Annotated in this window: 36 protein-coding genes; 9 read left to right on the top strand and 27 right to left on the bottom strand. The window is 41.3% G+C overall.

The window, feature by feature from the left end; genetic code table 11:
- Positions 1 to 525: 525 nt before the first annotated feature.
- Positions 526 to 1,086, bottom strand: coding sequence for a hypothetical protein (locus ACIG3F_RS14115; RefSeq protein ID WP_396470351.1), 561 nt, complete (start codon positions 1,084 to 1,086; stop codon positions 526 to 528).
- 276 nt (positions 1,087 to 1,362) lie between these two features.
- On the opposite strand from ACIG3F_RS14115, the gene ACIG3F_RS14110 reads away from it, so the two are divergent.
- Positions 1,363 to 1,530, top strand: coding sequence for a hypothetical protein (locus ACIG3F_RS14110; RefSeq protein WP_396470349.1), 168 nt, complete (start codon positions 1,363 to 1,365; stop codon positions 1,528 to 1,530).
- A 30-nt stretch (positions 1,531 to 1,560) separates the two neighbouring features.
- Here ACIG3F_RS14110 and ACIG3F_RS14105 read toward each other — a convergent pair whose 3' ends face one another.
- The 25 genes from ACIG3F_RS14105 to ACIG3F_RS13985 form a co-directional block, all read right to left on the bottom strand.
- Positions 1,561 to 1,902: a hypothetical protein gene (locus ACIG3F_RS14105; protein WP_396470348.1), complete on the bottom strand. Its 342-nt coding sequence runs from the start codon at positions 1,900 to 1,902 to the stop codon at positions 1,561 to 1,563.
- 455 nt (positions 1,903 to 2,357) lie between these two features.
- On the bottom strand, positions 2,358 to 3,113 hold the full coding sequence (locus ACIG3F_RS14100) for a hypothetical protein (protein WP_396470347.1): 756 nt from the start codon (positions 3,111 to 3,113) through the stop codon (positions 2,358 to 2,360).
- Positions 3,113 to 3,286, bottom strand: coding sequence for a hypothetical protein (locus tag ACIG3F_RS14095; protein WP_396470346.1), 174 nt, complete (start codon positions 3,284 to 3,286; stop codon positions 3,113 to 3,115). The genes ACIG3F_RS14100 and ACIG3F_RS14095 overlap by 1 nt, the downstream gene beginning before the upstream one ends.
- 9 nt (positions 3,287 to 3,295) lie before the next feature.
- Positions 3,296 to 3,718: a hypothetical protein gene (locus tag ACIG3F_RS14090; RefSeq protein ID WP_396470345.1), complete on the bottom strand. Its 423-nt coding sequence runs from the start codon at positions 3,716 to 3,718 to the stop codon at positions 3,296 to 3,298.
- A complete protein-coding gene (locus tag ACIG3F_RS14085; RefSeq protein ID WP_396470344.1) occupies positions 3,693 to 4,190 on the bottom strand; it encodes a phage virion morphogenesis protein in 498 nt (165 codons plus the stop codon). The genes ACIG3F_RS14090 and ACIG3F_RS14085 overlap by 26 nt, the downstream gene beginning before the upstream one ends.
- Before the next feature lie 7 nt (positions 4,191 to 4,197).
- Positions 4,198 to 4,638: a gp436 family protein gene (locus tag ACIG3F_RS14080; protein WP_396470343.1), complete on the bottom strand. Its 441-nt coding sequence runs from the start codon at positions 4,636 to 4,638 to the stop codon at positions 4,198 to 4,200.
- A 7-nt stretch (positions 4,639 to 4,645) separates the two neighbouring features.
- On the bottom strand, positions 4,646 to 5,005 hold the full coding sequence (locus ACIG3F_RS14075; protein ID WP_396470342.1) for a hypothetical protein: 360 nt from the start codon (positions 5,003 to 5,005) through the stop codon (positions 4,646 to 4,648).
- Positions 5,006 to 5,015: 10 nt separating this feature from the next.
- On the bottom strand, positions 5,016 to 6,089 hold the full coding sequence (locus ACIG3F_RS14070; protein ID WP_005097145.1) for a major capsid protein: 1,074 nt from the start codon (positions 6,087 to 6,089) through the stop codon (positions 5,016 to 5,018).
- 3 nt (positions 6,090 to 6,092) lie between these two features.
- Positions 6,093 to 6,479 carry a hypothetical protein gene (locus ACIG3F_RS14065; protein ID WP_005097146.1) on the bottom strand — a complete coding sequence of 129 codons (387 nt, stop codon included), beginning with the start codon at positions 6,477 to 6,479 and terminating at the stop codon, positions 6,093 to 6,095.
- On the bottom strand, positions 6,476 to 7,450 hold the full coding sequence (locus tag ACIG3F_RS14060) for a hypothetical protein (protein WP_396470341.1): 975 nt from the start codon (positions 7,448 to 7,450) through the stop codon (positions 6,476 to 6,478). Before ACIG3F_RS14060 ends, ACIG3F_RS14065 begins: the two co-directional genes overlap by 4 nt.
- A 53-nt stretch (positions 7,451 to 7,503) precedes the next feature.
- Entirely contained in the window at positions 7,504 to 8,709 is a 1,206-nt protein-coding gene (locus tag ACIG3F_RS14055; RefSeq protein ID WP_396470340.1) for a phage minor head protein, read from the bottom strand.
- 3 nt (positions 8,710 to 8,712) lie between these two features.
- Positions 8,713 to 10,170: a DUF935 family protein gene (locus tag ACIG3F_RS14050; RefSeq protein ID WP_396470339.1), complete on the bottom strand. Its 1,458-nt coding sequence runs from the start codon at positions 10,168 to 10,170 to the stop codon at positions 8,713 to 8,715.
- A gap of 11 nt (positions 10,171 to 10,181) precedes the next feature.
- Entirely contained in the window at positions 10,182 to 11,858 is a 1,677-nt protein-coding gene (locus ACIG3F_RS14045; RefSeq protein ID WP_396470338.1) for a terminase, read from the bottom strand.
- Positions 11,855 to 12,346: a DUF2280 domain-containing protein gene (locus ACIG3F_RS14040; protein WP_004646440.1), complete on the bottom strand. Its 492-nt coding sequence runs from the start codon at positions 12,344 to 12,346 to the stop codon at positions 11,855 to 11,857. The genes ACIG3F_RS14045 and ACIG3F_RS14040 overlap by 4 nt, the downstream gene beginning before the upstream one ends.
- Positions 12,347 to 12,392: 46 nt before the next feature.
- Positions 12,393 to 13,037, bottom strand: coding sequence for a putative metallopeptidase (locus ACIG3F_RS14035; protein ID WP_396470337.1), 645 nt, complete (start codon positions 13,035 to 13,037; stop codon positions 12,393 to 12,395).
- On the bottom strand, positions 12,994 to 13,434 hold the full coding sequence (locus ACIG3F_RS14030; RefSeq protein WP_216985907.1) for a hypothetical protein: 441 nt from the start codon (positions 13,432 to 13,434) through the stop codon (positions 12,994 to 12,996). The genes ACIG3F_RS14035 and ACIG3F_RS14030 overlap by 44 nt, the downstream gene beginning before the upstream one ends.
- 731 nt (positions 13,435 to 14,165) lie before the next feature.
- A complete protein-coding gene (locus tag ACIG3F_RS14025; protein ID WP_004645336.1) occupies positions 14,166 to 14,402 on the bottom strand; it encodes a hypothetical protein in 237 nt (78 codons plus the stop codon).
- Positions 14,403 to 14,571: 169 nt separating this feature from the next.
- A complete protein-coding gene (locus tag ACIG3F_RS14020) occupies positions 14,572 to 15,072 on the bottom strand; it encodes a hypothetical protein (protein ID WP_396470336.1) in 501 nt (166 codons plus the stop codon).
- Between the two features lie 12 nt (positions 15,073 to 15,084).
- Complete coding sequence (locus tag ACIG3F_RS14015) at positions 15,085 to 15,777, bottom strand: metallophosphoesterase (protein ID WP_396470335.1); 693 nt, start codon at positions 15,775 to 15,777, stop codon at positions 15,085 to 15,087.
- Positions 15,774 to 16,178: a DUF559 domain-containing protein gene (locus ACIG3F_RS14010; protein WP_396470334.1), complete on the bottom strand. Its 405-nt coding sequence runs from the start codon at positions 16,176 to 16,178 to the stop codon at positions 15,774 to 15,776. Before ACIG3F_RS14010 ends, ACIG3F_RS14015 begins: the two co-directional genes overlap by 4 nt.
- Positions 16,179 to 16,248: 70 nt before the next feature.
- On the bottom strand, positions 16,249 to 16,566 hold the full coding sequence (locus tag ACIG3F_RS14005) for a hypothetical protein (protein WP_396470332.1): 318 nt from the start codon (positions 16,564 to 16,566) through the stop codon (positions 16,249 to 16,251).
- The gene (locus ACIG3F_RS14000; RefSeq protein ID WP_396470331.1) at positions 16,563 to 17,306 is read right to left on the bottom strand and encodes an ATP-binding protein; all 744 of its coding nucleotides are present in this window, start codon (positions 17,304 to 17,306) and stop codon (positions 16,563 to 16,565) included. The genes ACIG3F_RS14005 and ACIG3F_RS14000 overlap by 4 nt, the downstream gene beginning before the upstream one ends.
- Positions 17,303 to 18,202: a replication protein gene (locus ACIG3F_RS13995; protein WP_396470330.1), complete on the bottom strand. Its 900-nt coding sequence runs from the start codon at positions 18,200 to 18,202 to the stop codon at positions 17,303 to 17,305. Before ACIG3F_RS13995 ends, ACIG3F_RS14000 begins: the two co-directional genes overlap by 4 nt.
- A gap of 53 nt (positions 18,203 to 18,255) precedes the next feature.
- Positions 18,256 to 18,735, bottom strand: a complete 480-nt coding sequence (locus ACIG3F_RS13990) for a phage regulatory CII family protein (protein WP_005171431.1) — start codon at positions 18,733 to 18,735, stop codon at positions 18,256 to 18,258.
- Between the two features lie 56 nt (positions 18,736 to 18,791).
- The gene (locus ACIG3F_RS13985) at positions 18,792 to 19,016 is read right to left on the bottom strand and encodes a hypothetical protein (RefSeq protein ID WP_005262243.1); all 225 of its coding nucleotides are present in this window, start codon (positions 19,014 to 19,016) and stop codon (positions 18,792 to 18,794) included.
- Positions 19,017 to 19,133: 117 nt separating this feature from the next.
- Here ACIG3F_RS13985 and ACIG3F_RS13980 point away from each other — a divergent pair, with 117 nt between their 5' ends.
- From ACIG3F_RS13980 to ACIG3F_RS13960, 5 genes are all read left to right on the top strand, one after another.
- Positions 19,134 to 19,907: a LexA family transcriptional regulator gene (locus tag ACIG3F_RS13980; RefSeq protein WP_085064978.1), complete on the top strand. Its 774-nt coding sequence runs from the start codon at positions 19,134 to 19,136 to the stop codon at positions 19,905 to 19,907.
- Between the two features lie 81 nt (positions 19,908 to 19,988).
- Positions 19,989 to 20,291: a hypothetical protein gene (locus ACIG3F_RS13975; protein ID WP_004893817.1), complete on the top strand. Its 303-nt coding sequence runs from the start codon at positions 19,989 to 19,991 to the stop codon at positions 20,289 to 20,291.
- A 98-nt stretch (positions 20,292 to 20,389) separates the two neighbouring features.
- Positions 20,390 to 20,605 (top strand): hypothetical protein, encoded by a 216-nt coding sequence (locus tag ACIG3F_RS13970; protein WP_396470327.1) that lies wholly within the window; start codon positions 20,390 to 20,392, stop codon positions 20,603 to 20,605.
- Positions 20,606 to 20,651: 46 nt separating this feature from the next.
- Complete coding sequence (locus tag ACIG3F_RS13965) at positions 20,652 to 21,407, top strand: DUF3800 domain-containing protein (protein WP_396470326.1); 756 nt, start codon at positions 20,652 to 20,654, stop codon at positions 21,405 to 21,407.
- 99 nt (positions 21,408 to 21,506) lie between these two features.
- Positions 21,507 to 21,824, top strand: coding sequence for a hypothetical protein (locus ACIG3F_RS13960; protein WP_228129144.1), 318 nt, complete (start codon positions 21,507 to 21,509; stop codon positions 21,822 to 21,824).
- On the opposite strand, the gene ACIG3F_RS13955 is transcribed toward ACIG3F_RS13960, so the two are convergent.
- Positions 21,808 to 22,008: a hypothetical protein gene (locus ACIG3F_RS13955; protein ID WP_005262263.1), complete on the bottom strand. Its 201-nt coding sequence runs from the start codon at positions 22,006 to 22,008 to the stop codon at positions 21,808 to 21,810. The two genes, ACIG3F_RS13960 and ACIG3F_RS13955, sit on opposite strands and share 17 nt — an antisense overlap.
- A 90-nt stretch (positions 22,009 to 22,098) precedes the next feature.
- Between ACIG3F_RS13955 and ACIG3F_RS13950 the strand changes: the two genes are divergently transcribed.
- The 3 genes from ACIG3F_RS13950 to ACIG3F_RS13940 all read left to right on the top strand — a co-directional run bounded on the left by ACIG3F_RS13950 (position 22,099) and on the right by ACIG3F_RS13940 (position 24,166).
- Positions 22,099 to 22,434 carry a hypothetical protein gene (locus tag ACIG3F_RS13950; RefSeq protein ID WP_396470325.1) on the top strand — a complete coding sequence of 112 codons (336 nt, stop codon included), beginning with the start codon at positions 22,099 to 22,101 and terminating at the stop codon, positions 22,432 to 22,434.
- Positions 22,435 to 22,640: 206 nt separating this feature from the next.
- Entirely contained in the window at positions 22,641 to 22,994 is a 354-nt protein-coding gene (locus tag ACIG3F_RS13945) for a hypothetical protein (protein ID WP_086044600.1), read from the top strand.
- Positions 22,995 to 23,218: 224 nt separating this feature from the next.
- Entirely contained in the window at positions 23,219 to 24,166 is a 948-nt protein-coding gene (locus tag ACIG3F_RS13940) for a GGDEF domain-containing protein (protein ID WP_396470323.1), read from the top strand.
- The last annotated feature ends 111 nt before the right edge of the window (positions 24,167 to 24,277 follow it).

The raw sequence follows: 24,277 nt of genomic DNA, 5'->3' as shown, positions 1-24,277 counted from the left end.
AGCCTTCTTGTTTGGGCGGCTTTTTCGGCATTAATGGCATCGATCTTATTTTGCTCTAATCTTTTTTGGTTGGTAATCTCAGCCTGTTTCAATCTTTCAGCTGACGCCTTATTACTCTGATGCATAAAATAAAGCATGCCAGATGCAAGAATGAGAAGTCCAATAAATAAATACTTCATCTATTGCCTCTCTTAAAGATTACGCCAAAGAATTTTCACAATTCTGTCTCGGCATAAAATGACAGTGTATTCCTGTAAATCTACCTGTTTTACATACTCAGTGGCTGCACAGTGAAGTCTTCCATCTTCCAGAACGTAGAATCTCGGCTTACCAAGCTCAAGTTTACTTTTAAGTGCCTGATGACTATCCCCAATTCTTACCAAATCACCGGATGGAGTGCGAATGCTGGTAGTTGTCCTTTCTGCATACGTGAACCCCGACACCAAACATAAAGCTAATAATAATTTTTTCACACTAACCCCCTAAATAGTTATTTCCACATCATAACTTTAGGGTGCTACTTGATCAATCAGAGACCATTTCTTTTTTAAATGATTCAAAGCCTTTTTTGTCAGACTGAGCCACACGTGCTGCAACGGCGTTATTGAAGATTCCCTGCTTATATAGCTTGTTTGCTGCCTTAACGTAGTTCTGAAATGCGCCGTAGGTCATTTCCATGATTTCGCTATGCTGATGGCCCATTGATACCAGAAACTGGAATGAATCAAACCAGGTGGAGTCATCTTTCTTTTTGATGTCGCGTTTTGGCTTTTCGTATTTGAAATAAGTCTGATTGACCAGAAGCACTGCTTTAAGCAGATCTTTGAATCCCTGCTCATCAGCAGCAAGCTCTACCAGTGATTCATTGCCCAGATCGGTGACGCATGCCATAGTCGAAATCACCTGCACGCCATGAGATTTAAATAACTGTGTCAAAATCTCATCTGAATGATTTTGATCTTTGATGAAGTTCTTTAACGGCTCAGCATGCATTGCCCAGGTGTCAAAGTCTTTCATCTGGATCTGGCGGACTTCGATGTCGTTTATTTTGATGCTTCGATTCGTTGCTAGGAAAAAATCATTCATTGCGGGATCCTGAGATAAATTTTATGCATTAAAAAAGCACCTTAAGGTGCTTTCTATTAAAGATTTAGTCTAGTACTCGTCTATGTTGTGAAAATTACTAACATTTCGTTAATCAACTCTACAAAATAATTTCATCAGAAAAGCATTCTTACGCAAAACTAGATCCTTCTAACTCTAGCCTTGAATATCTTACATATCCCGACATAGCTGCTACATCCACGATTTAAATCATTCTCTACACTGAAATTAAGTCTTAGAAACGTAGAGGAAATTCAAATGAAAAAGTATTCGAAAATTCTAATCTTGGTTTTATTCGGATTCACTGGCACCGCAGCTATCGCATCAGAACCACCAATTGAGGCTACTGCTGCAGCTGAAGCGCAACAGGTTGCTTTAGAGTATGCAAAGAAACAAGCTGATACACCCGAATCATCTGATGAATAAAAGAAAGCCCTCTAATGAAGGGCTTAATAATTATTTATTCCAACTTGGTGTGCAGGAGCTTTTCCATGAAAGCTCAAATTGCTTTGGATCCATCTGATTTTCTACAAGCACTATATTTTTTTCAATCACAACAAAGCGTTGGAAAGCAGTGTATTTGTTATCTTTGTCCCTATAGCTTACCTCTCCACACTCTCCTATTTGATTACGAAACTTAGCTGAATCAGGATTTGGAAGAAAAGTTTTAGTTATCTCTCGTATTGATTTGAGCTGTTGTTCCTTTAATATCTCTGGATTAGAAGATTGAGCATTAAATTCTTGCTGACTACATCCAGTTAATATTGTAAAAACCAACAAAAAAACTATATGTTTCATAAGCCCCCCCTTTTCCTAAAGGCGGAACTTTACATTATTTTGTTGATTAAGCTGATTGTATTTGCACATACTTTTGTAATTTTATGTTTAGACGCTTTAGGGCTTTTTTATGTAAATATTAAATAATTAATAAAGATTTCAAGTTATTTAAAACCTCCCGAAGGAGGTTCTTAATTAGTTAACTTACTGACATACAAGATAAATAAAAGTAGAAATAATTATTACGGCTAGGATGGAGACAAATATTTCTATTTTAGTCATAGCAGTTTTATTCTTAACATGAACTGAATATCTTTTATATCCCCATCAGATGAAAATTAGAATAACAAAAGATTACATAATCTTTATTTTTTACTATTTATTAAGTTTCATCTTAAATGTTTTAAGACTTATTACTATAAGGCAGGCACAAAAAAAGACGCATAGCGCCGTGGAGTTCTTTGTGCCTGTGTTTGTTAGACGGCTGCTGGAATTGTCACAACATGGCCATATAGGCCTAATGCTGGATCTGATTCTTTAGTCACATCCGATAAAGCCTGACCTGAAATTTCATACTGACCCAGTTCTTCATGGATCAATGGGAAAGTGGTTTCAGGTGACTTTTTAGTTCGCCATAAGCGCACAGCCATGTGCTTACCATTTGCTGTATTCACCCCTTTAAAGAACAACTCATATTCTTCATTGAAGTTATTTGCCAAAGTGGTGTGTGTTACGGCGCCTGTTGTATAGGTGGCTAGGATCGGCATCGTGAGGTCTGCTACATCATGGAAAATCACAGTGCCAAACTTAGCATCCACGGTGTACTGATCATCAGTAAGTGTTTTTGGTGTGCCGCTGGTTGAGTCCTTAAAGGTCACTTCTGATAAATTATAACCCTTTAATTGAATTTCCTGACCAGCAACCACAGTACCTAGTGATTCATCAGCAATCGCTTTGCTTGTAACTTCAGAGTTGGTACCAGATACGATGTACTCCAGATTGTCTTTGTCAACTTCCTCCAGTGTTCCAGAGAAATTCACAGAAGTTGTATTTACCATCGTGAAGTCGGTTGTGCGATTGCCCGATGTTGATTCCTGGTGCTCAATAACATCTGCACCAATCTCAAGCTCAAAATCGGGCACGTTGCCCAGATGACGCATAGCGCCAGCAATGCCATTGGTTAGCTTGGATAAATAGAATTTACCCTGCAACGAGATATATTCTTTAGCCATTATTTTTCATCCCCTGTGGTTTTCTTGGCTGGAGCAGCGGCTTTAGTTTCAGGTACTTCCTGAATCACACCATCTGCCACTAATTTTTTGATTTGAGCATCATCCAGCCCGCCAACGACATCGCCTTTTTGAAAGCGACCGACAGGCTGAGTTGCCTTGTATTGTTTCGCCATGACTGGCTCCTAAATGAATTTTTGTGATTCAAAAATAATCGTGATGTATGCAAAGCCCGGACTATAACCATCCCGAACCGATATGAAATCCAGTGTTGTGCGTGATGCTTGAGGCTGCCAACCAGAAAGCAGTTGAATCACCTTCTCAGTCAAAAGCCCCACTTCATCACTTACAGCACGTCCATCGGTCATTTGAGATTGAGCATTGCGACATGCCACCGTGATTGCCCATTGCTGACCGATCTGGTTGATACTTCCACGACCTGCACTGGCTTTCTTGTCGATACGAACAAAATTGACGTGTGCAGACGGCGTGACCTGTGACATCTCTGTGACATTGACTGAGTTTAACGGCGTATAGATCTTTAGAAATTCTGGAATCTCTTTCAGTTTTTCTGCAATCTCGTCACGCACCGCGAAGAAGGTGCTCATCTATAAAACTCCCGACAATATCCAAAACCATAACTTCATCTTCAGCATCAAGGCCGAGTTGAGTCCGAGGCGGAATAATGGATTGCTTAACTTTCCGATATTGGCCACCCACTGCAAAAGTTATGTATTGGCCATTCTTGGGTAGGATTGTTGCGCCGTAATGCAGATGTGGTGCGTACGCAACATCTGTACCCACCTCCACACCACTTGAAAGTACATTGTGTGTGTAGGAGTTCATTAGGCGGCCAGTATCACGTAGCGTCTCGCCACCTTGCAGCTTGGCTCTCCATGAAATCTTCCACGGGTTACCATCCACACCAGTACCGGTTAAAAACCGATGCTGAACACTATTCACAAGCCCAGCACCAATCTCATCAAACAACTGGTTCTTTAAAGAATCAAAGTTACCTAATTGATTAAGCACCGCTTCAATCGGTGAACTATCTGCCTGAATGGTTATTGCAAAAGCCATAAGCACCTCACTTCATGCTGGGCATTTGATCCAGGATAGAATCTCCAAATACACCACCGGTATACGAAGTACCGACTGGCGCCGTCGAAGGTCGTCCTTTAGGTTGGTCATCCACGATCTGGTTTGTTTCAGGTAACTGAATCTGCAAATGTGCTTTGTTGTCAGCCACACGCTTTAAGAATGCGATTGCATCTTCATAACGCTGTCGCACCTCATCGGTGGGTTGCTGGAAGTAAAGACGATAGCGTGCAATATCACACGCCATACGCTTTAAATTACTCGGCACATTAGGCAGCGGCAAAGGATAACGGCCGCCGATGTGGCCGTTAATTTCCTCTGTCGCATCCTGAATTGCATCAGTTACTGAGGACTGAGAAGGAAGCATCGTTTTTAGATTTTCAATCTCATCACCAAATCGTGCGACCAAATCTTCCTCAGTCGCATACATAGATCACCTACTTGGTTTCGTCAGCAGGCTTTGGATCTGCTTTAGGTTTTGCAGCAGGCTTTGCCTTTTCAAGTTCAGCCACCTTAGCCTTCAGATCAGCAACTTCTTGATCAGATTTGGCCTTGTCAGCAACTGCGGCCTGATTGGCTTCAGTTAAGGTTTTATTTGCTGCTGTTAGTTCAGCATTGGCCTTTTCAAGTTCAGCTAAACGTGCGGCGGTACCATCTGCTTTAGGTTCTTCCAGCTCTTGATATTCTTCAATAGCCCCAGATACTAAAAGGGCCTGAAGTTGTTTAGCTTCAAGCCCCTCTATTTCCTGACCTGGACGAAAGTGTCCGATCGATTGTTTTGCAATGTACTTTGGCATTTGATTCCCCTTAAACGAAGCCGCGACCGCCGACTAAGCCATTTTTGTTATTTGGAACAGCAAGTGGAGAAGATTCAGCAAGCAATTGAATGCTTGAAGGGTTTTTTTCCTGCCATTGGCTTAAATAGAACTCTAAAGCCTGACCGAATGCTTCAACGTTTTGCAATGCACAGTGCGCAATCCAACCATTCGCATCAGAAACCAGACCAAAGAAATCTTCTGGAATGAAGCGCTCAATATCCCCACCCATATTGTGCTTAGCATCATAAGTCCAGATTTCCATATTATCGACCGTGCCACGGAATTGAGGCTTGTCAGCTTGGTCGAAAGTTGGAGTCAGTGGAACGCTAATACCTGCATAAGGAGCAATGAACTTTTCTTTAAATTCAGGATCTTTAATCAGCGCGTTATACACTTTTGAGGTAGTCAGCGCCATGATTGGTGATGTACCAGAATGTTCTACCGAAAGATCAATCATTGCCTGAATATCTTTAACAGGTGTCGCTCCAACTTGTCCCCATTTCACCAATGGTGAGAAATTACAAGCCGCATTACGCTCATAATTCACTTCATACATTGGGAAATCAGCAGAGGCAAAGGTGGTTTTGCCGTAAAGCAATACATCACGTGCAATTAACACCTTCCGGTTTTCAATTGACTGACGCAGATACAATGCTTTTTGAGCTTGGTCGATCAGTAGCAGATCAGCATCAGATAAACGATTTGAACCGGTGGCAATTACGCCGAACTGACGTAAGCGTGCAATCAGCGCAGTGTTCTGCACCTCACTCGGCATCACCGTCATCATAGGTTTTAGGTAAGCTGGCTTAACGAATTTCACGTTACCAGATTCACCTACTTTAATCTGACGTCCAGCTGCAGTCGGAGTAACAAACGGCGCAAGTGGAGTCGCTGTGTTCAGTTCCCCAACTGGAACTTCTTTTTTAGTGTATGAAACACGCTGAGGGAAAAAGCGGTCCATTAACCAAGTATCTACCTTTTGAGTGGTATCAGTCAGTAGTACCAGCTGTGGCACATCCAGTAATTCCACTGGTGCATTTTGAAATGTAAAAGTTTGACTCATGTCTTAGTTCCCCACAACTTTACGAAGTTCGATTTTGTTTTTTAATGCTTGTGCGCGTACAGCATCATATTGAGCAGTGGTCAGAGGTGTTCCATTCACTGTAACTACTTCAATATCAAATGGACCTTGCACGTAGATCGGCATCTCAAGATTATTAGCCGCATGGTAAGTAGATTGCTCTGCATTGAAATCTGACACAGCAATCGCATTCCATTCACCTACTACACCTTCAGTGACAACAGGATGATCAGCAACGTTATTGGCATCTACGTTAAGTAAATCGCCGCGCTTATATGCTGTAGCAGTTTTTACTTTGGCATTTTCTGTACGTACGCCGTCACCGACCACTAGCTGTTTATTTTCAATAGTGCCTGTTAATACTTGGCTCATGATTTAGCTCCTTGTTGCTGCGCTGCCATAAACTGATTGAATGCCTGATCTAAAGCCGAGCCTTGTGGGGCTTGACCACCTTGCCCCGGATTAGCTTGATGAGTAAACAGGTGAGCAAATGCCGGATTCACGCTTGGTGCTTGTTGTGCCTGTGGTGTAGCTGGCGGCTGTTGGCTACCTGCCGAGAACTGACGAAGTTGCTTAGCCGAGAATGCAAATGCAGAATCATCAAGCTTTTTCATTTCTTCAACATCTTCAGCGCTAAACTCTTTGCCCAGATCTTTACCCAGTGCACTGATTTCAGCTTCACGTTTTGCAGCTGCAAATTGTTTGTTTTGTTCGGTCAAAGCATCAACTTGATCTTGTAATGCTTTTGCCTTGGCTTGCGCCTGCTCTAATTCGGTCACGTTGGTGTCCTCTGGTTGATTAAAGTTTTTTGGAGAGTGACTGGCTGCCACGGCGTTTGTATTGTCATCTGCACCTAAGGCACAAAAGGACACTTCACGAATACGACCACCACGGAAAACCGTGATAGGCCCTTGATGCACTTTTCCATTTACAGTGACTGATGCACCTGCTTGAATTTCTTCAACTGCGGAGGGTTCAATGCGCACTGACATCTGCCATGGAAAGCCATCGTCAGAGTCCTGGGCAACCTGAGTACCGAACTCATTACTCATTAGGTCACCTGAAACTGTTAGACCGTTCTGGTGGTCAATACTATGGCTGTTAATGGCTCCAGCACGTTGTCGGGTTGAGTGATCCAGTAACGCAGGAATTCGACCTTTAATTTGCATAGAATCAAGATCAAAGATGATTCGATCCCAACACCAATGGTCAGTAATAACTTCACCGCTGTATGCAACACCGGAGAAAGTACGCTTCTTTTTGCCTTCTTCAGCTTGGTCAACATTTAAATTTCCAATCTGGAAGCAATACTGATTCGGCTTATGTTCCTCTTCTTTTGGCATTTTTCATGCTCCATAAAAAAACCGCCCAAAAGGCGGTCATATTCATTTTAAAATTAGTTCAACAAAGGCTTTAGTGTATAAACCATCTGCCCTTCAATGGCCTCAATCGAAACCACTTCAAAAGATAGCCCCATCGGCATGAGAACACCGTTACCAGCATTCAACATATCCAGATCAACACCCAAGCCTTTAGCATTCTCAATCTTAATCACGATATCTGAAGCTGTATCAGCCATCAGCAACGGCGCATTCAATTGAAGTGTTTGCCCTACCTGATAAGCCGCTACTTGATTAAGTGTCGCAGCACCCACTACGGTTGAAGCCGTATTACTTGCCACAGCCTGAATTGCTGCCATGTCGGCACTAAGCCAGCGCTTAAGTACATCATCAGCCAGTGAGCTTGCAGCAGAGTTTAAGTAGCTAGTCAGCGCTGAATCATCGCCCTGCACATAATCCAGAAAGGTTCGGATTGCACTTGGTCTAATGCTTGGATCTAGTGGAATGACTGTATTGGCCACCGTGTCGAATAGGTCCCGAGTCTTATCATCCATCGGAGCAAATAGACTGGTGAGCTTTTTACTTGCTGTCCATTCTGCCTTAATTACTTCCTTTTGCTCGAGGAGATATTCCTTATCCAAGGATGAAGCACTGATCTTTTTATCCACCAGTGATTCAAGTTCACCAAACTGTAATGGATGAGAACTCCAGTCCAACGCCTCGGCCACTTCTGGCAACTGATCATCTGGCGTAATGCCGTATTTCAATGCCTGCTTCTCGGTTAAGGCAATCACGGTACAGCGACAACGGAAGCCCAATGGTGGATAATGTGTCAGCCAGAATGGATCATCAATCGGACGGACAGTCCGATTTAAAGCCAAGTGGCTAGGACGTACCCGACTATCATTGATCGCCGAATACATCAGATATGGTCGTTTAGCCTTATTCCGTTGCTGTTGTTGCCACCGGCCATGACCATAAGCACTTTGGATGTTGGTACGAAATACATTGTCCAGGTAATGCTTTGGCAGAATGATTTCAGATTCTTCAATGAGCTTCTGAAAATCCTTAAAGGTACCGCCGTCGGCAATCGATTTATTCACCGCTTTAATGACCGTCTCAATCTGTTCAAGACTCGATAGAAAGCTAACCGTGGTTGCCATCTGCCGGGTCTTTAAGTCCATTGAGTAAAACTCGTCAGATAGCACGATCTTTTTGCTGTGGGCGTACCGAAGCGCCTCAAGGAATGTAACTGGTTGCATAACTTACTTCCCGTTTTGAGCCGTTACATACCCCAACACATCTGCCGCATACAAAGCCTGATCCAGATTGGCCGTGAACTGTGTTTGTGTTGCACCAGGTATTAATTGCATCAGGTGATAAGCCAGACTTTCAGGACTATCGGACTTGAATACCAATTCCTTAACCTGATCTGGTTTCAGTAGCTGCAATTCATCTTGGCCATCAGTCAGCTCCTCAACTTCCCGCTGCTCTGGTGAGAGCTTGTTGGCTGAGGCCTTAAAGCTAAATGCCTGGCGAGGTAATGCGGTGAATTGATTAAAGCCTGTTTGAACCTGCTCATTCAAATCCCCTTCCTGTAGACCATACTCACGAGCAAAATACTCTTTAGACAGATTTGCACCCGCATTCTTTAAATGAACATCACGCTCTGCTTGATCCTTATTCAGTGGTTTTGGTTTCTCACCAAGCATCACTTCATATTCATCCCATCCATTCAGCTCACACAAAGCATTAACTACAGCCTGAAGTGTTGGTGTGACCAGTCGAATATCAGACTTAAGCTTATCCATCCGCACATTTTCATGCACTTGGCCAAGACTGTAGCTTCCCTTCCCATCAGTCCCGCTGGTAAGTGTCTGCCCTAGTACAACTTTCTGGATCTGACGAATCAGCTGATTATTAAATGCCTCAAACGCTGCCCCTGCTGAACCGTTTGTTCCTGGTGCGGAAAGAATCTGAACATCATCATCTGCATCAATCGACAATACGCTTTGAGCATGAGCAGTTAACAAGGCTTTGCTCATATCATCAGTTTCAGTATCTTTGCACTTACCCAGTAAGATTGGTGTTCCAAAACGTTCGAGGAATTTCGCCCAGAATTTGAAGCCATTCTGCTTAAAGAAGAATAACCAATACAGCGTGGCTAATAGCGCTTTACCATATGGCTGTTCGTATGTGGCTTTACGGCGTGTTAAGAAGAATTTGAATGCTTGATCTACCTCATGCTCTGCATTGTTTCCATCCTGACGATAGATTAGCCGACCATCATTCTTAGGCTCAAACCATTGCATCGGTTTTTCACCAATCCATTGCAAACCAATATAACCTTCCGACTTTAGCTCATATACAGCTTCCTGAACCGAGTACCCGAAGAACAGTGCACTCATGGCAGCAGTCGCAATTTCATGGAACCATTCTTTCAGGATGAGATTCAGCTTTTCCGCTTCATCCGTATCATTTGGTTCAATTCGCAATGGCGTTGCTAAAAGTGCATCAATCCGTGTTTCAACTACTTGTGCAATCTCGTCATCATCAAGCAGTACACGCAATCTGTGGCGTGTAATTCCAGCTTTGCGCAGCACTTCATCAGTATCCGGTTGCTTGCCAAAGTTCACCAGAAACTGAGTGACCGCTTCTTGAGTGTATAAATTGCCGTAAGACAAAGCCTTCTTTGACGCTTTGTCCTTTTTAGACTTTGCCATATGTTTTCCTTTTAATAGGTTCGACTACCTGCACCTGCAGGTTTTTTCCGTTTTCGCTCTCGAATATCACTAAAGCAAATCATGACGCCGTCTGCTCGGTTTGGAGATAAAGCCCCGTCTGGTTGCTTATTGACTAGGATTTTGCCTGCACCATTTTTTGTATAAGTGGGTTGTGATAACTCTCGCTTGAGCTGTTCAAGCTCCTGCTTGTTTATATCTTTGGTTGAGAGCGAAATAAGATTGTCTGAGTCATATTGCATACCCTGTAAGGCTCGATAAGTATTCTGAAATCTTATGCGCAATGACCACCACATCTGAGCTTTAAGATTGGCAAAGAAGTCCACGTTTTTCCGCGCCTCAACCATTTCCTGCTCCGGGTTGTGCACCGCGCCTGAGCCACGGAATGGATTTGCTTCAATCTCCGGAATACCTTTGGATCTGTTTTGCTCATTAATGACTCGGGCATCACCACGTACACCAGCACCAAGACCATCGGCATCGTAATAAAACGAGTTCAAACGTAGATCAAGACAAGCATCAATAGCTTTCTGAGTCGTGCCAAAAATGTCATCACCAACACCAGACCAGGTATCCAAATACTGCAGTACGATGCCATGACGTGCAGCAAAAGAGTTCTTATCCTTACCTTCATCCGCCACATCAAGTGCACCCATCCGTTCGCCTGACGGCTCAATATTCAAATTAAGATGAGCATCGACGGCAGCTTGCACCCATGCTGATGGAATCAACACACCTTCGACCGATGCGGCATAGTCAATATCAACTTCTTGCGCTAAGACAATGTCATCAAGTGTGGCCAGTTGTTTTTCATACCAGGGGTGGATTAGCTTGCCATTAAACTCGACCTGCCAATTCTTATCTGGGTTATCACGCCATGCCATGGTGAAAACGGCGTAACGTCCACTAAAACGATCTTGGTGAAACTTGTCCCCAATACCGTTTGGTGTGGATCCCTTGATATGTACGTTTGTGTTTTGAGAAATTGCAGCGTCTACTGCTTCTTGACGCTCTACGAATGCCCATTCATCCAGAAAGTACATTGTGGTACGACCACCACGGCCAATGTTGTCACCGGCCTCACCCGTAACCGTTGCGCCGTTGTCCGGGTTAATGATTCGCATGTAGTTGTCATGTACTTTTTCGACAAAACCTTTAGGCTTCATCCAATCCGGCAACTTGGAAAACATATCCCTGAATTTGTGCAGTAACGTTTTCGGATCACCTTTCTTATCAACCAAATCTTCTTTTCGACTACCGACACCACCTGCAAAGCCTTCAACGAATAGCCAGCGATGCAGATAGAAGCCCAACACCACATAGGACATCCCTTCATCACGACTTTTTTCAATTAAGCCATGGGTCTGGGTACTTTCACGTTCAATCAGCCAATCAACGAGTTCAACCTGACCAGGACGCAAAACAAAAGGAATATTCGCCGGTAACCCGAAAGGCATGCCCCGTGGATCGTAAGTCCATACCCAGTGATTAAACCAATGAGCCGGATCATTCTTACATCTGTAGATTTCAGCCTCTCGACTTAGTTCATTCTGCTCTATCAGCATCCGGTAGTAATAACGCCGTTTCATTTCTTCAATGATTTCAGGCAGACGCGTATTGATCGTCCACTCTTTAATTAGTGGCGCTATATCTTCGATTGCATAAGTCATAACTTGCCATTAATTGCTAAACGCGAAAGCTCTTGCGCCGTCATGCCAGCAAGCTGTTCAGGTGTATATTGAGGAAGATTTTTAGTTTCTTGCTGAATAGGTCCGCCGTCTGGACCAGTGATTTCCTGCTTTGTCACACGGCCATCTGTTTCTTGGAATGCCTGTTTCAGCAGATTTTGTTTTGCCCGTTTATTTTTTCCAGAATCCTCATACATCTTCTGAAGCTCACGTAAACGAAACGCCTTGTTAGCAATCGCAATATCATCAATATTTTCACGAAACTCTTTGCGAGTTTGCTCAAATAAATCCTTTAACTTTTTACTGAGATTACGACCTGCATATTTTGTCGGGTCATAACTGTGACATTGTTTTCGATCAATCTTGATCTTATATATTTCTTCTACCGCGTCTGCTACTTGTTGAGGGGTTTCAAAGCAAGCAAGAGACTGAACTATAAACATTTTTACAGGCTCTTTTAATGCTGCCATAAACACCTCTTTGTCGTTCTACGTCGTACAAGATAGGCAAAAAAATTTAACCAATCACACAGTTCCCACAACACGCAGCAATACTTGTTTCAGATACAAACGGCGCATTCTTGGCAATTTCTAGAAGTCTTTTAACAGACTCATCAGCACCCCATCGTTTGGTTTCACCAAAGAACACTTCAACATCATGGCCAGCCAGGTAATGCTTAGGCAGTCCGGTCATATCGCTATAAATGATTTCACCATCTTCATCACGCTCTACACCGATGTGATACAACTCATGTTCAATCAGTCGACAGAACTCTCTATCTGAAGCCTGTTCACAGAATGCTGCATCCACAGTAATCAAGTATTGAGGCACAAAGCCAAACCAGTCCCGCATCTGCTGTTCCTGTCGTGCTTTCTTCCAGCCGCCCACGTTAAACATGACCTTTTCACATTGGCCTAACACCATACGTTTTTTCGCTACGGCGGCAGATGAAGCCCAGGCGAATGCAAGGAACTCTTCATTGTCATGCAGTAATTCAGCAATATGATCATGATCAGGGTTATGTAACTCACCACCTAAAGTAAGCCAGTTATTCACGACCCATTCTTTAAGCTCTGGCGCAGGTGCCAAGCGAATAGCTTCCTCTTCCTCAGCCTGATCAATCAGCTCCGTCGGCGGGAATGGTCTGAATTGTTGTTCCATGTGATGCCTTTAAATTTCTTAACCACGCCGTAGCTCGACCCATGTTTATATCGCCGGTTTCAAAACGGTGATAGCGGTAACCCATTTCTTCAGCATGGTCATAGCGATCTATGCTCCAAGCTTTTGTGGCCAGCTTACCCTTCCGTCCACCAGACCAAGGCCCACCAGCAATTTCAATTAATGTGAGATAGCCAACCAGGTGTAAATCAAAACGCCAGTGCTTCGTACTTTTAAAGTGAAAATATTCTTCGTATTTGATTTCCATCCGATCCAAGATTTCTTTTAATCGATCGAATGCTTCTAAGTATTTTTCACCAGCTTTGGGTAGGGGTCTGACACGCGATTTCTTTTTTGGCGGGATTTTTTGGGTGAAAAGTTTATAAGCCTTTTCATCCATACAAAGTGAACCGTAAATTATTAATGCGTTCTTTCAGCTTAATTATAATTTCATCGATTACTATCATTTGATGACGCGTCAATCCAGATCTGCTGAGATTCTGATACTTAGACAGCTCAGTACTGCAAAATTCTAAGTCTTGTTTAGCTTGTACTTTGTCTGTCATAGGTACCACCAATAAGAAAAGAAAAACCCCTCAACATCTAGAATGCGAGGGGCTTTGTTTGCCGTAATACGTCCGGCGAATTTTAAGAATAAAAAAAGCCTGTTTAACTCTCTCTCCAATTAAACAGGCTTGACTTGCGCTACAACTTATTTCTTATTTGCAGGGCTACCATATTGTTTAAGTATTTCAATCTAATGACATGGCTATTTGTTTGAGTGATTGTTATTCAACTTCTTTCAAACAATCCCGACACACTTTGATTTCTTCATCATCAACCGTGTAGTCGATCTCAGTCACACCGTGTAGGCCGAATAAGCAGAATATAAATTGGAGCATACTTTTCTCCTGGACAATCAAGCAATCATGTCGCAAGAAATGTCAGTTATTTTCACTTATAAAACATAAATTTATAATATTCATTGCTGAAATAATGTCATTAACTTTGTCGAACTAAGCAAGATTCCTTCCTGGTTAATCAAGCATTTTAATTTGGTATGATTACACTAGTATTTCTCAGGGCAATAAAAAAGCCCACCATTTGGCGAGCTTTCCTTGATGCTTAAACCTATTTTTGACATTTCACTTCAAACTGATATTCGTCTTGAGTGACCTTAATTTTAATATTTTTATATTTTCGTTTGTTTGGATCCATTGCCGAGCCAGCCACTTCCTCAAAAAAGCTACGATCATTCATTAGCTCGCCATACGCTTTATAGCCTAATAAAATCTTTTCAGGCTTTTTGCCTTCAGCCACTAATTTACCGAGAGTATCTTCTAGTTTTTTAACAGTTAAAATCGCCATTTCAATTAGAGCTCAAAAACAAAAAGGCATTATCACTTAATTTTATGAATAAATAATGTCAAAAAAGCCCACCTTTCGATGAGCTTTTAAATCAATCTAGTGCCTTAACGTACACTGTGATCACTATAACATGAATTTAACAGATGCCTTGATCAAGGTCAAATACTATTCACTTCTCATATGCAATAAATCCATATCGACAATGTAGTGCAGCTAGACCACATTTCACATCAAACTTTGCATCCACACCTGTACGATTTTCATTGCACATCTGCGACCATGAGTTCCCATAAAAATAACGGCAGATAATCGCATCCATCCACTCATCCATGATTTCACTCTGACCCTGCATATCCAAAATCAAACGCTGTACTGCCCGAGCCTCGTTATCATCGATCTCACAAACAACTCCTGATCTTGATAACTTTGGCTTTTCCTCTGACAACATGGAATCAGCAATAATTTGACGAGTCTTTCTCACACCCAACTTAAACTTGCGCTGCTTTACAATCGCTTCATCCATAGCAACAGCAATAGGGTTAATGCTTTTGCCACACGTTCCAGCCACGCTATTCATCCATGCTCCAAATTGATAAAGCCATTCCTCTAGTGAGTACTTACCCCAATCAACCGCCTGCATAATATTTTGAACCTTAACCATCGCATTCATCCCTATTCCCTCTTAAATCTTGCTTAAATCTAAAATTGTCATTGTTCCCCAATGAACTGCACCAGTATCAATCCAGTAGCAGTTATCGCGCTTGCATGGCTTCTGAGTAACCGTATGCCCCATGATTACCGCATCAATCCCTGATACATGGGTATATTGCGGATTCTCGTCATTCAGGCGCTCACGACCCCACATGGCTAATTCTGTTGGGAAGCGCTTGTGATCAATAATGTGTTGAGCTTTATCAAAATTATTAAGCTCATCCTTAAACTCATCCCAGTCATTCTGCTCAATATGACCATGGACAAAACCGAACTTTTTACCCTTGTGGCTAATCTCTAATGCAATCGGAAGTGTTTTTAATTTTTTAATGATTTCGCGCTGAACCTGGTAATCCAGGTCATAAAACCATTCACCACCATTTTGAATATGGCAATTGAAGTAAGAGCGATTAACATCACCCATGATGACCAAATCCTCATGGTTTCCCTTTACGGATGTAAACCAAGGTTCATCAATAAGACTTACACATTCTTCATTCTGGGTCCCACGATCCACCAGATCACCAACCGCCACCAGTAAATCATTTTCAAAGTCGAAGCCAATTTCTTTAAGGCGGTTCATGAGCAAGTTGTAGCAGCCATGAATATCACCAACGGCATACAACTTTCCTTTGATTTCTTTATCCCAAATTTTGACCTTCATAGCCCTACCATCTTCTCAATTTGCTGGATCGCGTGACCTGACTTCACTTGATCTGTACTAAACCGTATTACTTGAAAACCCATCATTGTTGCGGCATTATATTTTTCCATGTCCCCAATATACCCCTTGCCTCTGGTATGCCTTCCTCCACTCCAGATCGCACCTTCAACCTCTACCAGAATCTTTTTATCGACTAAGTGAAAATCTGCTCTCCACTTACGATCCGGGTGAAATTTAAATTCCTGCTCAAAATCTATTTTTAAAGTCTTTAATTCTCTGGCCAGCTTCGCTTCAAACTCATTTGGTATTTTTTCGCCTTTCACCTTAGGACGCTTGGAGCGCACTTTCGGTCTGGTGGCTTTCACCATCTTTTTGTATTCAGCGATTGAGTAGCTGGTCATTCACACCACATCCTCAAAACGACGGCGCCAATTGCCATGAAAATAAACATCAATGTTTTGTTTAGATCCTTCATACGGCAATTTCACCCTTTACATTCATAATGTCTTTGGCATATGCAGTTGCGCGATAATGACTCTCTGATACACGCTCCAAATAACCACCTTTGACATGCTCCTGAAGCAGGCTGTAAATAGTGGTTCTATGGAAATCAAAAACAGCTTCTTGCACGTCCTTCACTGAAAATGGCGTAGTGGCATAACAAGCAAAAAGCATCAAACCTATCTGATCTTCAAAGCTAACTTTCCTATGGATTTTTGACTGATCATCAGAATCAATTTGCTTAATCTCGCCACCATTTTTCAAAAATTCTTCAATTGTTGTATTCACACTCCACCCCCTACACGCTGATCTGCCCAATTACATTCAACTACAGTCAGTCCACCCTGCTGGAACCGAGACCAAAGACGATCACCCAAGTCTTTCTGCAGCTCAGCTAATGTCAGATTAGAAATCAGCATGGTCGGCTTCATGCGGTCATAACGTGCATACAGGACTTTGTGCACCAACTCCCGACGTTTATCACGGTCATGCAATCCATATTCATCCAGGATCAACAGGTCGTACTGGCTGAAATCATAAATCACAGATTTTTCTGTAGCGTCCGGCTGCTCCCATGCGTTCATGATTCGCTGTGCCAGATCTTCGCTGGTGATGTACCGTGCATACTTGCCTTTGTTGAGCAATGTTCGAGCCGTAGCGCAGCTGAGATGAGTTTTTCCTGTACCAGTAGGTCCTACCATCACAAAATTGTTTCTGTGGCCGCTGATCATGTTCTTGGCAAAGGAAACAACCTGATTTAATGCGCTCTGGTGTCCAGCATGTTTGACCAAGTAATTCTTAAAACCTGATGTTGCATGGCGCTCTGGAAGCATTGCCCCAGCAAAGTGTTTTTCACGTACAGTGCGATCAATTTCAGCTTGTGCATTGCGCTTTTGCTCTTCCAGAAATTCTACGGCGCATTGTGGACATTTGTGGTATGGACCGGCTTGAACCATTGCTATTTTGTGCTCTGAGCAGATCGCGTGTGTTTGTTTTAATCCCTGAGTCAGCATCGACATTGCGTTCATACAAAGTCCTCCGGGATATGTACTGGTGAATTCACTGCTGCGTGATGTTGCGATGCTTGGTCTGCCCAAGCTGTATTCACATCCAGATTAGAATTTTGTTTTTCAGAAGACTGATACGTTTTTTGAGTGTATTTACGTTTGATCCACTTCACGAAGTTTGAATACATCTGGGTGTCTGTGATCAAGCCTGCGTTCAAACGTGGTTCGTAGTGAGCGTTCACTTCAAGTAAAATCTGATTCACCAGTTCTTGGGTCATCGGAGTTTCACCTGATCTCTGTAACCAGGAATTCAGAGAATGTAAATCTGGTGTCCAGAGATTCAATACCTGATCAACTGAATTTTCCTGCGCGTTTTTCTCTTTAAAGTTTTCTTTAAATGTTTCTTTAAGTGTTTCTTTAATAGGGTCCCGTTCAACGGTACTAGTCCCGTCACCTTTCGCGGTACTAGTCCCGTCCCGTTTGGTGGTACTAGTCCCATCACCTTTAAGGGTACTACCCTCATTTGGTACTAGTCCCTTTTCGCGGTACTGGTCAGGAGTAAATTGATATTCACTTAGACAGCCTGTTGTTCTCTCAACTTTGATCAAGCCGAGTTCTTCCAGATCACGAATACATGACATAACCGTATCGCGTTTTTTGATACCGCAATATTTTTGAAATTGAGTGATGGCGATTGGGTGAGATACGCGGTCAAATCCAATGGTTTGACGCATGACAAACATTAAACACTTAAATGCCTTATCGTTCAGTTGAGCCATAATCTGGCTATCAATTAACGTGTTAGGCATCTTGGTGTAGCGCTCTTCTTTATTCGACATAGCTTTGCGCTCATTTTTTGGGAAATGAACTACTTGCCCTTGAGGTATTGGTGGTTCATGTGCTAAATTTGATTTCATATTCTTTGATTTCCTCTAGAAATTAACGAACTGAAAAAGCCTGATTTACGAGATCAGGCTTTTTCTTTTTGTGTAAATTTATGCATTTGCTTGCTTAAAGCCATATCTGCCGCTTTAGCGTTTTCAATAATGCGATTAAGAATCTCGCTCGCTTCTGCATACTCTTGCGGAGTCACCATGCCATCTTCCAAAACCTCATAAACCTTTTGATTGGCTTTTCCAGTTTCAGAATTCATTTGAAGCAATGCCTCTACGATAGTCATCTGACGATGTGTGCCTTCGCCACCTGCTGGCATAAGAACAAAACCTAGCATGTGCGCCCAAACTTTCAGAACTACCGGGTTTTGGGTCAAAAGCATGATCGCCTCAAACTTCTTTAGACTTGGATCATGGTTCTCCATATTTGGATTGCCATAGTTGCAAATCGTCTTGTGAGCATCACCAGTGACTTGAGCAATATCCTTTGGATCAAATCCTTCGGACTGATTAATCATCTGATGAATCGCTATTCTTGTTTCTTTCTTTAGAATCATGTGAATCCCTGTTTTTGTTCACGTTTCTTTAAAACGATTACTGATTGATAATTGGTTTAAGCAGCTATTGGGGTCTTCTTTAGGAAGAAGTCAAAAAGATTTTTGTGGGATAGCTTGTTATTGCTAGCATCAACAATTGCTTGGATAGTTTCCATGCGGGGTTTTTTACGACCATGAATCAAATGTGATTCCATATAGCCGTAAGACACCCCTACACGAGAACAAAAAATATGCTTCTCATCCTCGCTTAAGGATTTCCAGTAATCATATAGGTTTCGCATGAAAATACACCTGATAGGTAAATTAATATTAAATATACCTTTTAGGTAAAACTTATTCAACCTGTCAGGGTATTTATTTTTTCTACCTAACAGGTAAATTTAGCAATGGATTAAATAATGGGGTTTGGCATGTCTGGTTTGATGCAAATTCATGAAATACGGCTTAAGAATGCTCGAGACTTAATGAAGGAGTCTGGGTTGAGTCGTACTGATTTTGCTGAAAAGGTGGGGCTTTCTTATAATTTGGTTAGCCAATACATCGGGAAAAACCCGACTAAAAATATTGGCGATGAGACTGCAACCAAAATAGAAGAGGCTTTTGGTAAGCCTAAGGGTTTTTTGGATCAGGCAAATGCCATCACCATGCCTTTAAGTGATATTTCAAATAAAAGCGGAATCCAAATTGCGCCCATTGAATTTCGTGGTGCCGAAGGAAGCAAAAGAAATAATGTGAGAATACCGGTGTACAGGGATGTAAAGGCTTCTTGTGGAAGTGGGATAGAGAATTTTTTAGAAGATCCAAGTGAATATTTAGACATTGACCCATCGCTACTAAGGATTTTAGGTATACAAGCTAAGCCGGAGAATCTACGTGTGATTTATTCCGATGAATACAGCATGTGGCCAACAGTAGCGCCGGATAGTCCTCTTTTTATTGATGTGGCTGATAAAGATCCAAGCATGCTTAAGAGTGGATCAGTATATGTTTTTAAGCATAACTACGAGCTAAGAATGAAAAGGATTTTTATAAGCTATGCAGGCGGCACAACAGTAAGGCTTGCAAGTGATAATCCTGACAAGATTCGCTATCCAGATGAATTTATTACTAATGAGCAGCTTAATGAAATTGATTTTATTGGTCGCCTGGAATCTGCTTTAGTTAAACCTTAAAAAAATAAAAGCCGCTATATGCGGCTTAGATTTTATCAAGATGTTGAATATGGTAGCTCCCCAAAAAAGAAGGAAAGCATAATGATCGCAACACTTAATAAATCCAAAACTGCGCTAACAATTAATCGTCAAGAGTTTAAGTTGGCATTAGGCAAAATCGGTGAAGGGATTGATAAGCAAATAGCTTCGCTTAAGAAGGCCAAGCAAAGCTATGACGCTGCTGAAATAGCACGCGAGGTCATTAGTGAGGCAAATATCTTTGAAGCTATTATTGAAGGCTTTAACGAAGCAGAAGAGACGAATCTAAAGTTGGCGGACATAACCAATCTTGAAGTGGCACAAGGATGGATAGATGAGTTTTTAGAAAAGTATTCTGCGCTATAAACCCTAAATCAATTTTTGTTGGCTGAAGAAGGAAAATTGGCCCAAAAGAGGGTTGATAAAAACACTGATTAAAACCGAGGAAATAGCTAATAAATATAATGCAAAAGATTGAAATAAATTCACCGAAGATCAGTCATGTGTTTTACCAGCACCGCTTGTTGACTGTAGTACTTCAGACGGGTGAAAGATTTCTATATCGTCTACTCGAATCCAATACTTTTGCTAAATTTATGGATTCGACTGATAAAGACAAGTTTTATAAAACAGAAATTGAAGCAAATAAAAAGTTTAAGCGTATTCAGCTTTTTATGTAGTTGGGATTGGCCGCTATGTGCGGCTTAGTCGGTATTGGGATGTGGTATGGAATTTAGCGATTATATTGTTTATGTTGATGAAAGTGGGGACCATACCGTAAATGGGTACAATGCAAAGTACCCTGTATTTGTTCTGGCCTTTTGTATTTTTCATAAAAGATATTACACAGAAACTGTAATCAAGAAATTGGAGCAGCTTAAATTTAAGCATTTTGGTCACGACATTATTGTAATGCATGAAAGAGATATTCTTAAAGGTACGGGAGATTTTAAGAATTATTCATCCAAAGACCAAAAAGAAGCTCTCTTAAGCGACCTTACTGAACTGATGCAAGAAACAAATTTTATTCTAATCTCTTGTGTTGTTAGAAAAGATATTCTAATTCAAAGATATACTGTTCCCAAAAATCCATATTTTATTGCTTTAGAGTTCGGCTTGGAAAGAATCTATAAGTTTTTAGTGGAGAAAAATCAACAAGATAAGAAGACTTTCATTGTTTTTGAGCAGCGTGGATTGCAGGAAGACAGGGATTTAGAGCTTGAGTTTAGGAGAGTTTGTGACGGGAATAATTACGAAAAAATTTGCCTCCCGTTTGAAATCAAAATGGCTTCAAAAAAAGTAAATTCATCAGGACTACAAATTGCTGATTTGGTTGCACGCCCTATAGGCAATCATGTCCTAAAGCCTGAACAAGTTAATAGAGCATTTGATGTGTTGAAGTATAAATTTTATAGCGCGAATGGCCGTAAGGGGGCTGGAATTGGATACCACGGTTATGGATTAAAAGTATTTCCTAAATAACAAATAAACAAAAGGCCCTAACATAACGCTAGAGCCTTTCGCCGACTGGGAATCCCCGGTCCATGTATAGATTATAAAACATTAATAACAGTTAATCAAATGCTGCATACCCGAGCGGCTCTTGGATCGGGTGGAGAAAAAATGAAGACCTACTCAATCACTTATGATTTACATCAAGTAAAAAACTACGCTCTTTTAAATGAGGGGATTGATAAAATATCAGAGACCGTCTGGGTTAAGGTGACTCTCTCTCAATTCATTATTAAGTCAAAATATAGTGCGATTCAAATTAGGGATTTTTTAGCAAAACATGTTGATAATGATGATGTGTTGTTTATAACCGAGATTAATTTAAACAATAAAGCCTCTCAAAATTTACCAACCAATATTGCTGATGCTGTTAATCGCTTGAAGTAAGAGGTGAATTGCCAGTGCGACCCGTTCCACTATAAAAATCATTCTGATCCTGAATAGCTTTATCAATCCACTCCTGGTTTGCTTCCACCACAGCATCCTCCAAGAGTGTGATTGAGCCTTCATATAGTCTGATGCGTGTTCCGGCAGGAATGATGCCACGTTCTAATTCTTGATTCTTATCCATAACAAACTCCAAACAACCCACCTATCGGTGGGTTTTCTTTTTTACAAACTTGCTTATAATTCAAACTCCAATAACAATAAAACTATAACTATGAAATACATCACACTTACCACCCTACTCTTATCTTTGGCTTTTGTTGGCTGCCAGAAGCAACCAGATGAAGGTGTAGATCCAATCACAACCACAACAGCTCTTGAAAACTCAGATAATATTCTTAGTAAATACATAGAAAAGTTAGACTCAGAGTTCACCACACAAGATGTGCGGATTAAAATTTTATGTAGAGACTACCCGCGTGAGTATGAAAAAAACTATATGCCTAACTTGTTGAAGCTATCACCCGGCGAATACTCTGAAGCTGCACTTCGGGCTGATATGAATTTGGTTTTGGATCACTACAAAGAGAAAGATGCTATTCAGTGCTAAAGCTTTCTTACTTCTGAAATATTAAATCTTTATATTGGACTTAAGACCTCTCATGACCAGGTCTGTAATAACAAAGTAAAGCATCACTAACCCGCTATCCGCGGGTTTTTCTTTATGTAAGGTAAGTGTAACCTTGTCTTTAAATGTTACATTATAACAATTAATATAAAGATACCTATGATTCATAAATAGAAAGGTAAGTATCAATGAAATATTTGTTAGGTGCAGCATTGTTAGGATTAGCACTTACTGGCTGTACTTCAAATCCACAAAACGAAGTGGTGCAAGAAAAAGTTGTGAGCAATACTCCAGCTGAAACTCAGGTAATTAACTTTACTGGTCCAATGGATCTTACAGTTGAATTGAAATCTTCAGATAATTTTGAAACCGCAGAAATGACAGATAATTCTGGCAAGGTTTATCACCTTAAACGAGCTATTTCAGGAAGTGGTATGCGTTTGGCCAATGATGACGGCGTTTCAATTCACTTCAAAGCTGGTGAAGGTATTGTAGAGTTTATGAAAGACAAACCTATCAGTATTACTGAATACAAAAAATAAGATTATTGTTGCAGGATAACCCACCCCAGTGGTGGGTTATCTTTTTATTATATGAAGTAATATTCCTATTTATTAGCCGATGGAATTTCTAAAAATTTTAAGTAAAGTGAGTTAAATTTTTGAATAATTAGTGAGCTAATCAGTTTAAAATTATAATATATGACGCTGTAGTCTAAAAATTGTTTTTTTCACATCTCTCTTAGTACAAACATTGGACTAACTTAATGAATAATATTAACTTTAAGAATTTCGAAGAGGCTGGCCAAGCCATTTTAAAATTCTTATCTCAACGATTTGGATTTAAGTTATGGATGATTACCCGTACCGAAGGTGATGACTGGATTGTGTTACTAAGTGAAGATAATGGCTATAACGTTAAGCCAGGACAAGTATTTCGATGGGCAGATTCTTTCTGCTCACACATGGTACAAAATAATGCGCCCCGCATTGCCCCCTATTCACCTGATATTCAAGTTTACGTAGACGCACCTATAAATCACTTAGTCCCAATTAAAGCCTATATCGGCCAACCTCTGTATAAAGAAGATGGGTCCCTTTTTGGCACTCTCTGTGCAATCGATCCTGAACCTCAATCTAAAAATCTGGTCGAGGAAGCTCCATTATTTGAGCTGCTAGCACAAGTGATTAGCTATAATCTTCAAGCTGAATTAAAAGCCGCTGAGTATATACGTAAAGCTGAACGGTTTGAAATGGAGGCATTGTCCGATCCCATGACTGGCCTTTTTAACCGTCGTGCTTGGGACCAGTTAATTGTATTAGAAGAAAAGCGCTGCAAGCGATATGGTCACCCTGTTGCTATTCTCATGATTGATCTTAATGACCTCAAAATCACCAATGATACTTTGGGGCATGCTGCAGGTGATGAACTCATTCAAAAAATGGCTTTAACCCTCAAAAACACTGTACGCAATAATGATATTGTCGCTCGTCTAGGTGGTGATGAGTTTGCTGTACTCAGTATTGAAACCAACCGAGAAAATGCGGATAAACTTGCAACCAGAATTCAAACTGCTATTGCAAAAGCTGGCATTAGTGCTGCAATTGGTTTTGCAATGCGAAATCCAGCATACGGTCTATCAGCAGCTATCATAGAGGCAGATGAAAAAATGTATCAGGATAAAGCCCTAAGCAAATCACCTGAGACTAATTAATAAAAAACGCGAACCCGACGCGGCTCAATAAGCAGGAAGCTATATGATATTGGATCGAGAATTACAGCTTGAGTTGTTAAGTAAGATCGCAGAGTGCTACCCATTTGTATG

It is taken from the genome of Acinetobacter sp. NPDC052428 (assembly GCF_044547685.1).
Classification (GTDB): Bacteria; Pseudomonadota; Gammaproteobacteria; order Pseudomonadales; family Moraxellaceae; genus Acinetobacter; species Acinetobacter lwoffii_G.
This window is presented reverse-complemented; position numbering and strand designations above follow the sequence as displayed.

Bases quoted from the DNA above. Each gene is read 5' to 3' on its own strand.
- ACIG3F_RS14115 (WP_396470351.1), bottom strand. From the start codon at position 1,086: ATGAATGATTTTTTCCTAGCAACGAATCGAAGCATCAAAATAAACGAC.
- ACIG3F_RS14110 (WP_396470349.1), top strand. From the start codon at position 1,363: ATGAAAAAGTATTCGAAAATTCTAATCTTGGTTTTATTCGGATTCACT.
- ACIG3F_RS14105 (WP_396470348.1), bottom strand. From the start codon at position 1,902: ATGAAACATATAGTTTTTTTGTTGGTTTTTACAATATTAACTGGATGT.
- ACIG3F_RS14100 (WP_396470347.1), bottom strand. From the start codon at position 3,113: ATGGCTAAAGAATATATCTCGTTGCAGGGTAAATTCTATTTATCCAAG.
- ACIG3F_RS14095 (WP_396470346.1), bottom strand. From the start codon at position 3,286: ATGGCGAAACAATACAAGGCAACTCAGCCTGTCGGTCGCTTTCAAAAA.
- ACIG3F_RS14090 (WP_396470345.1), bottom strand. From the start codon at position 3,718: ATGAGCACCTTCTTCGCGGTGCGTGACGAGATTGCAGAAAAACTGAAA.
- ACIG3F_RS14085 (WP_396470344.1), bottom strand. From the start codon at position 4,190: ATGGCTTTTGCAATAACCATTCAGGCAGATAGTTCACCGATTGAAGCG.
- ACIG3F_RS14080 (WP_396470343.1), bottom strand. From the start codon at position 4,638: ATGTATGCGACTGAGGAAGATTTGGTCGCACGATTTGGTGATGAGATT.
- ACIG3F_RS14075 (WP_396470342.1), bottom strand. From the start codon at position 5,005: ATGCCAAAGTACATTGCAAAACAATCGATCGGACACTTTCGTCCAGGT.
- ACIG3F_RS14070 (WP_005097145.1), bottom strand. From the start codon at position 6,089: ATGAGTCAAACTTTTACATTTCAAAATGCACCAGTGGAATTACTGGAT.
- ACIG3F_RS14065 (WP_005097146.1), bottom strand. From the start codon at position 6,479: ATGAGCCAAGTATTAACAGGCACTATTGAAAATAAACAGCTAGTGGTC.
- ACIG3F_RS14060 (WP_396470341.1), bottom strand. From the start codon at position 7,450: ATGCCAAAAGAAGAGGAACATAAGCCGAATCAGTATTGCTTCCAGATT.
- ACIG3F_RS14055 (WP_396470340.1), bottom strand. From the start codon at position 8,709: ATGCAACCAGTTACATTCCTTGAGGCGCTTCGGTACGCCCACAGCAAA.
- ACIG3F_RS14050 (WP_396470339.1), bottom strand. From the start codon at position 10,170: ATGGCAAAGTCTAAAAAGGACAAAGCGTCAAAGAAGGCTTTGTCTTAC.
- ACIG3F_RS14045 (WP_396470338.1), bottom strand. From the start codon at position 11,858: ATGACTTATGCAATCGAAGATATAGCGCCACTAATTAAAGAGTGGACG.
- ACIG3F_RS14040 (WP_004646440.1), bottom strand. From the start codon at position 12,346: ATGGCAGCATTAAAAGAGCCTGTAAAAATGTTTATAGTTCAGTCTCTT.
- ACIG3F_RS14035 (WP_396470337.1), bottom strand. From the start codon at position 13,037: ATGGAACAACAATTCAGACCATTCCCGCCGACGGAGCTGATTGATCAG.
- ACIG3F_RS14030 (WP_216985907.1), bottom strand. From the start codon at position 13,434: ATGGATGAAAAGGCTTATAAACTTTTCACCCAAAAAATCCCGCCAAAA.
- ACIG3F_RS14025 (WP_004645336.1), bottom strand. From the start codon at position 14,402: ATGGCGATTTTAACTGTTAAAAAACTAGAAGATACTCTCGGTAAATTA.
- ACIG3F_RS14020 (WP_396470336.1), bottom strand. From the start codon at position 15,072: ATGAATGCGATGGTTAAGGTTCAAAATATTATGCAGGCGGTTGATTGG.
- ACIG3F_RS14015 (WP_396470335.1), bottom strand. From the start codon at position 15,777: ATGAAGGTCAAAATTTGGGATAAAGAAATCAAAGGAAAGTTGTATGCC.
- ACIG3F_RS14010 (WP_396470334.1), bottom strand. From the start codon at position 16,178: ATGACCAGCTACTCAATCGCTGAATACAAAAAGATGGTGAAAGCCACC.
- ACIG3F_RS14000 (WP_396470331.1), bottom strand. From the start codon at position 17,306: ATGAACGCAATGTCGATGCTGACTCAGGGATTAAAACAAACACACGCG.
- ACIG3F_RS13995 (WP_396470330.1), bottom strand. From the start codon at position 18,202: ATGAAATCAAATTTAGCACATGAACCACCAATACCTCAAGGGCAAGTA.
- ACIG3F_RS13990 (WP_005171431.1), bottom strand. From the start codon at position 18,735: ATGATTCTAAAGAAAGAAACAAGAATAGCGATTCATCAGATGATTAAT.
- ACIG3F_RS13985 (WP_005262243.1), bottom strand. From the start codon at position 19,016: ATGCGAAACCTATATGATTACTGGAAATCCTTAAGCGAGGATGAGAAG.
- ACIG3F_RS13980 (WP_085064978.1), top strand. From the start codon at position 19,134: ATGGGGTTTGGCATGTCTGGTTTGATGCAAATTCATGAAATACGGCTT.
- ACIG3F_RS13975 (WP_004893817.1), top strand. From the start codon at position 19,989: ATGATCGCAACACTTAATAAATCCAAAACTGCGCTAACAATTAATCGT.
- ACIG3F_RS13970 (WP_396470327.1), top strand. From the start codon at position 20,390: ATGCAAAAGATTGAAATAAATTCACCGAAGATCAGTCATGTGTTTTAC.
- ACIG3F_RS13965 (WP_396470326.1), top strand. From the start codon at position 20,652: ATGGAATTTAGCGATTATATTGTTTATGTTGATGAAAGTGGGGACCAT.
- ACIG3F_RS13960 (WP_228129144.1), top strand. From the start codon at position 21,507: ATGCTGCATACCCGAGCGGCTCTTGGATCGGGTGGAGAAAAAATGAAG.
- ACIG3F_RS13955 (WP_005262263.1), bottom strand. From the start codon at position 22,008: ATGGATAAGAATCAAGAATTAGAACGTGGCATCATTCCTGCCGGAACA.
- ACIG3F_RS13950 (WP_396470325.1), top strand. From the start codon at position 22,099: ATGAAATACATCACACTTACCACCCTACTCTTATCTTTGGCTTTTGTT.
- ACIG3F_RS13945 (WP_086044600.1), top strand. From the start codon at position 22,641: ATGAAATATTTGTTAGGTGCAGCATTGTTAGGATTAGCACTTACTGGC.
- ACIG3F_RS13940 (WP_396470323.1), top strand. From the start codon at position 23,219: ATGAATAATATTAACTTTAAGAATTTCGAAGAGGCTGGCCAAGCCATT.